We start from the raw sequence: 9,303 nt of genomic DNA, 5'->3' as shown, positions 1-9,303 counted from the left end.
CGGGCGCGTGCGGCAGCACTGCCGCACCTGCGGTCGGGGGCCGCCTCTCGTTTCCCGCCGGCCGCCGCACAGGAGTACACCGGACAGGAGACATCCAGCCGCAAGCAAGGGAGGGAGGGAACGACGATGCCAGCCGAGCCGCTGCCGGAGGCATTCGGGGCCTGGGCACGCGAGATCGTCAAGGCCTTCCCCCACATGTCGGATGAATCCCTGCAGAAGGTCGCGGACATTTTCGACGAGATGGATGCGCGGCTCATCGAGGAAGTCGCCCGACGCCAGACACACCCCTCCGCGGGCTCGACGCCCGACCCGCACAGCCCCGCCCCTCCGTCACCCCGGGCGGCTGCCGGGGAAGCCTGACGCGTGTTGCGTCCCTGCCGCAGGTCGATGCGCAACGTTCGCCGGCGTCGGGCTGAAGGCGGGCGTACCGGCAGCGGTGACCAGGTCGGCCAAGTGCAGGCCGTGCATCCGCCGGTCCGGCGACCCGGCCGGACGGCTGCCCCGAGACGGCAGGCGGCACGCGACAGGCCGTCGCCCCGCGTACACCGTGCGGCACGCCGCGCGGTGCTTGTTCAGCCGGTCCTGGACGACCCGATGCAGGCGCGTGAGGAGCACCGTATTGCCGAAGTCGCCCACCGCGAGCCTGACGTCGCTGTCAGGCTCTCCCACCGACCGCGTCCGCCTGGGTGCTCCTGGGCGCTGCCGGCGGTCCGGGCGGGTTCGGGCGCCGCCGTGCGTAGGTCCACAGTTGGTCGATGAAGGCGAAGCCGAAGGATTCGAAGAGCCTGGGGGCGGCCTGGTGGCCGGGGACCGTCTCCGGGAGGTCGTCGACGACGAGGGCGACCTCGGTGGCGCCCTGCTCGGCCAGCAGGGCCAGGGCCTGGCTGAGCAGCTGCTGGGCCAGGCCGTGACGGCGCTGCTCGGGCAGGGTCTCGATCCACCACACGGTCGCGGTGTGGTCGGGTCCGACGCTGACCAGGGTTTCGGCGACCGGCTCGTCCGCCTCACGGATGATCAACCGGTAGCCAGGAGGGAATTCGCAGGGGAAGACGTCGGCGACCAGCTTTGCGGGCAGCGTCTCGACGGGCAGCGGGCGGTGCAGGTAGCAGCCCCGGCGGCGACCGGTGAAGCCGGTCCCCAAGAGCGCGTCGTGGGTGGCGGCGCGGCGGGTCCGGGGCAACCCGCCCGGGCCGAGGGCGTCCGGCGGGGCACCGACGAAGGCCTCGACCAGCGGGCAGCCGGCGAGTTCCGCGACGGCGTGCGTGAGCAGGGCACGCAGCACGACGGGGTCCTCTCGGGCGTGCAGCCAGCAGATCAGGCCGACCTGCACATCGGGCCAGGCCAAGAACACGATGACGCCGCGGGGCCGGTCCTCGGCGTCAGCCAGCACACTGATGCAAGGCCGGGCAGGTGCCGCCCAATCAGCGAGGTGGGACGGCCCCCGGGCGGCGTCAGCCAGGATGTCCCGGGTGCAGCACGGCTGTCCCGGCGGCCGGTCGGCGTTGATCAACTCACGCACCACCGGCTCGTCCTTGGGGCGATACGGACGCACCACCGACCCTCTCGCAGGGCGGGGCGAAAAGGCTTCTTCATCCTTTCGCATGCTGCTGGCCTTCTTCCGACAGCTGCAGCACTCACGTCTTTCAGCGTGCCGTGTTCTGCTTGTCCTGTCACGGGGCCGCCCGGCAACAGGGCGCGCCGTCATGCGGCGGGCGTGACCTGCTGGGCCTCGGCCAGCACCGCACAGATCTCGTCGATCAACGGCTGGTGGATGGGCAGTGCCAGGTGGCCGACGCCGTGGACGAGCACGCTGCGGGCCTGCAGGTCGGGGTGGTCGATGCGGGCTCTGCCGGCGGGGATGACGGCCTCGTCCAGGTCGCTGTAGAAGGCGACGAACCGGGTTCGGCAGCCCGCAGTCGGCTCGGCGAGCTCGGCCAGCAGTTCGCTTCCCGGCCTGAGCTGGCGCAGCAGCGGGTGGGGCGGGGCCAGCAGCGCGGTTGCGGTGCCGCCGTGCGGCGTCCCGAGCGTGATCACCAGCGGGACGCAGGCGTCTCCGCCGAGCCGCTGCACGTAGTAGCGCGCGATCAGCCCGCCCAGGCTGTACCCGACCACGCGGACGGCCTGTCCGCCGCTGCGGGCGCGCAGCTGCTCGACCTCATCGCCCAGCACCTTCGCCGCCACGCGGATGTCCGGGGTGAGCACGCTGTAACCGACCGTGGTGACCGGGCCCGCGCCGGAGCCGCGCAGCCCCTGCCGCAGCAGCGTGAACACCGAGGCTCGATCGGCCAGTCCGTGCACCAGCAGCACCGGCGTCCCCCGTTCGACCGCCTGCTCCTCGGCCCGGCCCGGCGGCAGCCAGGACACGGCAGGGGCGAACCGCCCGGTGAGCTGGCGCAGACCCCAGCCGGCCAGGTCCACCGGCATGCCGGCCAGGCGCCGCGCGGCCCATCCCGCCTCCACGCCGGCGCCGCGAGCCGCCGCCACCCATGGCACCGGCAGCTGCGGCCTCCACGCAATGCTCGTGTCGTCCACCTTCTCCAGACGACCCCCACATTAATGACACGTAAATACAGGGTTACACGCACCGCCCTGGATGTGCATCCCGCGAGTGATGACGTGCCCTCATGCGCTGCGCCGGCAGCAGCCCGGCGGCCGGCTTGGACGCAGGACGTGGCGGGCGAGCCCCTCAGCGCGGCCCGGGCCGGGTTCTCGAGCCGCCCGTCGTCCGCGCCGTCCCGATCAGGCTCAGGCCGGCAGGCCTGGTTGCTATGCACCGTGGAGGTGTCGGCCTTGCGGCGGGGGCGGATGGTGCGGGTCCCTCGGTTCGGGCGGGGCGGTGGCGGCGTCGACGACAGCCTCGGCGTGCCGCTGGAGGGTGCGGTCGAGTTCTTGGAGCTGGTCCTCGTCGGCACGGCGGATGGAGCCGAGCAGGTCCGAGCTGCTGGTGTCGCCGGTGGTGTGGGCGATGTGCTCACCGGCCCGGCAGGTGGCCACGGCGTACGCGGTGACGGCGTACTGCTCCTCGATGTTCTTCAGCTGCTGTTGCTCTGTGGCGGTCTTGCCCCGCAGCAGGGCGGCCGGGATGGCCATCGCCGTGTGGAAGGGGAGCCAGGCGGCCTGACGGGTCAGGTGCCAGACCCCGCCGAGGATCTGGGCGGGCCCGGGAGGCTGCAGCATGTTGAGATGGTCGTCGAGGCGGCGCAGGTGATCGCGGGCGTCGCCGATGCTGTCTTCCAGGGACGTGCGGTCCTGGCCGGCGGGAGTGAGCGCGGCGTGTGCCGTGAGCCGTTCGGTGACGGCGGCCTCGGCCCGGCGGGCTTCGCGCAGCGCCGGTACGAGTGCCTGTGTCGTGGCGGTCATCATGCTCCCTTGGCTGGCAGGTGAGGTGTGCGGGCCCGGTCTGCCCGGCATCACAGGGCAGCCGCTCATGCGCCCGCCCCCTCTTCCACGGTGACCCGGGGCGGGACCGCGCGCACCTGCTGGGGGCGGAGGGGGATCCCGCCGCTGTCGTCGGTGGCGGATCAGGCCCGTGCGTTCGACGGTCGCCGGCAGCGGAGTGGTGTCGATGGCGGTGACCGCCTCCAAGGGGGCCGACTGCCTCGGTGCGGAAGGTGTACAGCGCATCGAGGTTCGCGGCGGCGACAGCGACGACCAGGTTGGAGGGACCTGTGGTCGCGGCGCAGAACCGGACGTGCGGGTGGGTGCTCAGGGTCTGCGCGGTCTCCTGCAGTGCCCCTGGCCGCACGGCGATCCACAGCAAGTCCTCGGTCTGCGCGCCCAGCAGTGCGAGATCGAGCTCACCACCCGCTCCGGCGGCAGACAAGCGGTCGCTGGCAGCGCCACGCCCGCCCAGCTACGCGCCGACGCCGCTCGCCATCGTCAACCGGAGCCCCGCGCGCGGCCGGCTCACCCTGCCTCCTCCGCTCCCGGCAACCGGCGGACGGTTCAGCGCGTCGCGGCGAGGTGTGCGGCCATTTCCCGAGCCGAGGAAGGGAGCCCGCGGACGGGGTGGCCGTACTGCGGGTGCGCCTCGTCCAGGCCCGGGACCATCGACCGGGACCGTTCCCCCGGCACGCGTTCCAGCACGGTCGTGCCGGTCTCCGCCTCCAGGGCCGGGGCGTAGCCCGCCGTACGCAGGGCGGCGAGGGTCTCGTCCGGGGGCGCCGTGGAGATCAGCACGGTCGGCGCGATCTTCCGCAGGCCCAGTTTGGCGAGCCCGCGCGCCTTCGCGACCTCCTCGATCAGGGCCGTGTCCTCGGACCGGACGCAGCAGGCGGAACGCACCACCCGCAGCCGCCCATGGGTCCGCGCGACGTCCTTGACCGTGTACGTGAGCGGCTGCGGCAGTTCCGTCCCCGGCCGGCACACCGCGGCGAGACGTTCGAGGATCCCGCCGGCGTCCCATCCCGCGTCGAAGGCCCGGCGCAGGGAGGCGGGGGTGATGCGCCAGACCACGGCGTGCCCCTCGGACTCGATGTCGCCGACCGCGGACAGCAGTGCCGCGAGCTCCGGTGCGGGGGTGCCGGTGACCGTCGCCGTCGAGTCGGCCTGGAACCGGGCCGTGGTGCTCGGCGCGGGGAGCGACGAACGGAGGGCATCGCGCAGCGCCGCTACCGCCTTGGCCAGCACGGGGCGTTCGGCCAGGCCCCGTCCCAGCCGGTCGGTGCCTTCTGCCGCCGGGTCGGCGTCCGCGCCGGGCACGGCCGGGTAGTGGCGGGCGGCCCCGGCGTCCAGGAGGTCGGCGACCGCGCGGCCGGCCTCGGTCAGCGCACCGTGTGCCACCAGGCCGAGCAGCTCCGCCTCCGCCAGCGTGGCCTCGAGCCGGCCTTCGAGCTCCTCGTCCTCGTAGGGCGCCAGCAGCACCGGCCGCAGCCACACGGCCCGCTCGAGGAGTCCCTCGCGTCCCTCGTCCCCGGCGGCGAGTCCGCGCCCTTCCGGCAGCGTGGCGAGCGCCCGCAGGACGCCGTGCCGCAGCGGCGCCGCGTACGGGTCCTGGGGGGTGACCAGCGCGACCGGCGTCTCGTCGTCCTCCGGCCAGTACGTGAACACCTCCGGCACCACGGCCCAGGCGGCCACCAGTGGCAGCAGCTTCCCGGCGGGCGTGGCCGCCGCCCAGGCGTCGTACCGTTCGCTGGGCAGCAGTCGCACCGGCTGCTTCGCTGTGGCGGGTCGCCGGCGCCCCCGACCGCGAGCGGCGCCTTCCTCCTCCTCGGCCTGAGGCGCGGCGAGGCCCGCGTTCACCGCGAGGTCGAGCCACAGCCGGGTGTGCTCCTCGCTCGTCCCGGCCGCCTTCGCCAGCCTCCTGGTGTCGCGCACCGCGATCCCGCCCGCCTTGCGCACCGCCACCGGGTGCGCGGCCAGCTCCCGCAGCACCAGTTCCGCCCGCCATGCGGCGGTCCCCGCCGCCACCGCGCCCTGGCCCGGTCCCGGGGCAGCGGCGCGAGGCACGTCAGCGGTTCCGGGTCCAGGCTCGGCGCGGGCGCCGCCTGCTCCCCGCGCAGTGCGCGGCCCACCTCGTACGGCAGTTCCACCAGATCCGGCCCGACCGGCACCACCATGCCGTGTTCCGCGAGCCAGTCGGTGCCCTCGTCCCCGCTGCCGCCCTCCCGGAAGGTGTACTTGTCGTCCGGCCCCGCGTAACCGCCGTACCGGGAGACGAAGCAGTGCGTGCGCAGCAGCGGGGGTCCCTGCAGCATGTGCCCGAGCAACTCGTGGGCCGCCGCCGGGGCGCCGGCGACCAGTTCCCGTACCCGGTCGCCGTCGGCGAGCAGGGCGCCGATCGCCTTCTGCGCGTCCGCGCGGGTGCGCTGCTCGACGCCGAGTACGGCGGCGATCCGTTTGATCTCCGGCGCGTTGTACGCCTGCGTGAGCAGCGTGTCGGCCGGCCTTCCGTAGCCGTCCATCCGGGCCGCCAGCGCGTGCACCCGGGACGGCAGCGCCAACCGGCCGCGTGGCGCGGGAAGCAGCAGCGCCCGCTCCCGCAGCCCTTCCAGCGCTCGGACCGTCCTCTCGCGGGGCGTGCCCCCCTGTTCCAGCCAGTCCAGCACCTCGGACTCGGGCACCAGCCGGGTGTAGGGGTCGACCGGCGGCGGCGCCGGGCGCCAGGCGTAGACCTGCCGGTCGGCGGCGGGCACCGGCCCGTACGTCTCCAGGGCGCGGGCCGCCACGCACGCCAGCAACTGCGCCTCGCCCGCCGTCCCGGCGGCGACGGCCCGCTCCACGGAGCCGTCGGTGAGGAGGTGCTCCGCCAGTTGCCGGAACGTCGTCACCGGCTCATAGCCCGCGGCGTGCGGCAGTTCACGTTCTTCCAGCAGGGCGGTCAGACGCTCGGCGGAGAGTCCGGCGAGCCACTTCTCCAGGGCGGTACGCGCATCCACCCCCTGAGCCTAGAACAACTCGAGGGGACGCCGATGCCATCCGGGACGGGCTCACCCCGGCGGGCGGCCGAACGAGGTGCGGCCTCGCGACACGGTCTGCCGCCGTGTCGCGAGGCCGCGCTGACGCCGACGGAGCCCTGTCGGAGGTGGATCGTCTGTGGTTCCTTCACGCCTCCCGGAACAATCTCTTCGACCCGGGCGGATCGTTCCTGATCAGTGCGGCGGGCCAGGACAGCCGCGCCCTCGGCTGGACTCAAGTCCAGTGGCAGGAAGGCGGCGACTGGCGCCCAACCTCCAGGACGAGCAGTCACCGGAGTTCCTGGCGCTTTCCATGGACGGCCGCTGCATTTGCGCCGTAACGACGGAGGAATACGAATACTGGATCGTGGTCCACCGTTACAACTGATCGAGGGTTCCGCCTGCGGAAAGCTCAGGCGAATTCGCCGCCGCGGAACCACCCCGGCTCGAAACCGCGCGCTCCTGCGCAGGTGGCTGGGCAAGGCAGCGGGCCGAGCCCGATCCCTCCGCCGGCGGCCTGGACCGCACCCTCGCAGGCCCGGCCGAAGGCGACTGCGCGCGCCGGCGGCTCCTCTTGCGCCCTGGCGGGCCTCCTACGGCGCGCGGGCCCGACACCCCGACCGAGTCCTGTCCGATCGGCCGTGGCGCGATCACGGCTTCCTGCCGCCCAAGCGATCTCTCTGGCGCGGTCTGCCGGCGCGGAGTTGAGGCCGGGGATACCTCGCACCGCGGAAAGAGGTCGCGTGCGTCACGCACTGACGCCAACGAGCCCCATAGCCATGACACGCGACGACTGTATACTATCCGCCTGTATACAACCGCCCGCCCCGAGGACCGGAGGAGACATGGCAGATCTGGACTCCGAGGTAGTGCTGGGCATGACGGCCCAGGCACCCGACGGCGTGGTCATCATCGACCGCGAAGGACTCATCCGTTACTGGAACCACGGGGCGGAGCGGATCTTCGGGTTCTCGTCGGCCGAAGTGGACGGCCGCAGCCTGGACGTCATCATCCCGGAACGGCACCGTCAGCGGCACCGGGACGGTTTCGACAAGTCCATGGCGAGCGGCACCACCAAGTACGGGGACGACGACCTCCTGACCGTCCCGGCAGTGGGCGCCGGCGGCCGGAAGCTGTCCATCGAGTTCAGCGTGGTGCTGCTGAACGACGCCGAGGGACGGCCGGGTTACGTCGGGGCGGTCATCCGGGACGTCACCGCGCGGCGCGCCAAGGAGAAGGAGCTGTACCGCCAGGTGGCGGCCGCCAAGGTGGACCAAACGACGGCGACCTGACTTCTGCCCCACGCGAACGAAGCCCCTGTCGGCGTCGCCGGGATCGCCACGACATCGGCAAGTGCCGCCGACTGCTCCTCGGGGGCGACCGGCGTGCTGGGTGCGGGTGCGCGGAGGCCGTCCCCTCACTCGGCACGCCCGCCGATCAAGTACTGTACCGTCTTGATGCCGCCGGCGAGGGTGGAGAGGTAGCCCCAGCCATCGCGGCTTAGGTAGCAGGGCTTTCCCTCCGAGCTGGTCCACAGCAGAAGCGGGGACCTACCCCGCCCAACGCGGCGTCGTACAGCTCTCTGCGAGGCATGCGGTCTGCATCGCTTCTGGGCCGGCTCACTGGGCACCCCCGGCCTGGATCGCTGACCGTAGCCACTGATCGACCGTCACTTCAGGCGTCATCATGGCAGCTCTTTGGCATGCCGCTCGCCCCCCGAGCGGTGCGATTACCCGGGCGCGGTGCTGCGGAACTCGCACGTCTTGACCCTATGGGCCGTTTCACCACTTATCCACGATGCGAGATCGCACCGGCCAAGTCCGTCCCCTTCCACGCCGCCATCCGCCTCGAGGGACCCAACGCCCACCAGCGTCCCGACCGCCTGGGCCACCACCGGGCTCCTCAACCACGCCATCCGCGCCGCCGTCGCACGCACCCGCATAGTGCATGAGGGCGAGCCGCCACAGTCCGCCGGGAACACCTCCAAAGCCCGGAAGTCGGCCGGAGCGGTTGGTGTTCCGGTTCGGACGGCATATCAATCCGCGCCACGGAATTCACCCGCGACACACGGTCTTCCACTCCGCATGAATCACTGCACTTCACGGCACACCCACGACCTCCGCCACCCTCATACTGGAACAGGGCGTCGAACTTATCGTGATCAAGGAACTCCTCGGCCACGCCCACATCGACGTCACCGCCACCGTCTACGTGTACGCCTCCGCCTCCAACGCAGAAGCCATGACCGTGCTCGGAAACGTGCTCTGAGCCATCCCTGACCCGCACACCACAACGGCGGCGAACTGTTGTTCGCCGCCGTTGCCGCCAACTATCGCTGTCGGACGTCGAATCTCGTGCCCTCGGAATCCATTCGCCGACGCCAGATTGGCCATCGGGAACCCCTGCACGGGATCGAGCAGATCACCGCTAGCGGTGTTCACTTCCCCAGGCGAAGCCCTTTACGCGCCATGAACTCCAGAAAGCTATCCGCCTCAAGATGAAATCGGCCATCCTCGTGATCCCGAAAATAGACCTCGGGCGAGCACCGACCTTCAGCCGACAAGAAGCCCCACCAGTCACCAGTTCCGACAGGAGCCACAGGCACAAAGTTCGCGTACTTGAACTCCCGTTCATAGACCTTCAACAGGTCATCGTCTGGCCCTTCGTGAGCAGCAATAGGCAGCAGATCAAGGAATAGGAACATTCCTCCACCGTACCGCTGCATGAACTCCTTGTATTCGGCGGGGAGAGACGTCCCCAGGATGACTTCCGCATCAGATAGCTCTGCCTCGGATGCCCGCCGCGACTCAAAGACGTCACCACCTTCCGGGCTGCTCAGGGCCGCACGCTTCGCACGGGCAGTCGACAAGTGCTCCTCGAACTCTGCGAAATCCATGACTCACAAACC

The 9,303-nt window shown here is 71.7% G+C and carries 8 protein-coding genes and 1 pseudogene; 2 read left to right on the top strand and 7 right to left on the bottom strand.

What is annotated here, in order from left to right:
- The coding region (locus tag ACRWNP_RS31200) for a hypothetical protein (protein WP_431967299.1) at positions 1 to 360 on the top strand (360 nt) is incomplete at its 5' end.
- A gap of 295 nt (positions 361 to 655) precedes the next feature.
- On the opposite strand, the gene ACRWNP_RS31195 is transcribed toward ACRWNP_RS31200, so the two are convergent.
- The 6 genes and pseudogenes from ACRWNP_RS31195 to ACRWNP_RS31170 form a co-directional block, all read right to left on the bottom strand.
- The gene (locus ACRWNP_RS31195) at positions 656 to 1,519 is read right to left on the bottom strand and encodes a GNAT family N-acetyltransferase (protein WP_431967298.1); all 864 of its coding nucleotides are present in this window, start codon (positions 1,517 to 1,519) and stop codon (positions 656 to 658) included.
- Between the two features lie 182 nt (positions 1,520 to 1,701).
- Entirely contained in the window at positions 1,702 to 2,532 is an 831-nt protein-coding gene (locus ACRWNP_RS31190; protein WP_431967296.1) for an esterase/lipase family protein, read from the bottom strand.
- Positions 2,533 to 2,766: 234 nt separating this feature from the next.
- Positions 2,767 to 3,360: a hypothetical protein gene (locus tag ACRWNP_RS31185; protein WP_431967294.1), complete on the bottom strand. Its 594-nt coding sequence runs from the start codon at positions 3,358 to 3,360 to the stop codon at positions 2,767 to 2,769.
- 295 nt (positions 3,361 to 3,655) lie between these two features.
- Positions 3,656 to 3,745, bottom strand: a pseudogene (locus ACRWNP_RS31180) (hypothetical protein); the annotation flags it as partial.
- Positions 3,746 to 3,945: 200 nt separating this feature from the next.
- Positions 3,946 to 4,629, bottom strand: coding sequence for a helicase-associated domain-containing protein (locus tag ACRWNP_RS31175; RefSeq protein ID WP_431967305.1), 684 nt, complete (start codon positions 4,627 to 4,629; stop codon positions 3,946 to 3,948).
- Positions 4,630 to 5,237: 608 nt separating this feature from the next.
- Positions 5,238 to 6,377 carry a hypothetical protein gene (locus tag ACRWNP_RS31170; RefSeq protein WP_431967292.1) on the bottom strand — a complete coding sequence of 380 codons (1,140 nt, stop codon included), beginning with the start codon at positions 6,375 to 6,377 and terminating at the stop codon, positions 5,238 to 5,240.
- An 863-nt stretch (positions 6,378 to 7,240) separates the two neighbouring features.
- Here ACRWNP_RS31170 and ACRWNP_RS31165 point away from each other — a divergent pair.
- Entirely contained in the window at positions 7,241 to 7,687 is a 447-nt protein-coding gene (locus tag ACRWNP_RS31165; protein WP_431967290.1) for a PAS domain S-box protein, read from the top strand.
- Positions 7,688 to 8,832: 1,145 nt separating this feature from the next.
- On the opposite strand, the gene ACRWNP_RS31160 is transcribed toward ACRWNP_RS31165, so the two are convergent.
- Positions 8,833 to 9,291: an SMI1/KNR4 family protein gene (locus ACRWNP_RS31160; protein ID WP_431967288.1), complete on the bottom strand. Its 459-nt coding sequence runs from the start codon at positions 9,289 to 9,291 to the stop codon at positions 8,833 to 8,835.
- Between the last annotated feature and the right edge of the window lie 12 nt (positions 9,292 to 9,303).

This window comes from Actinacidiphila sp. bgisy160, assembly GCF_965342435.1.
GTDB lineage: Bacteria > Actinomycetota > Actinomycetes > Streptomycetales > Streptomycetaceae > Actinacidiphila.
The sequence above is the reverse complement of the archived record's forward strand: the minus strand, read 5'-3'. Positions and strand labels throughout refer to the sequence as shown.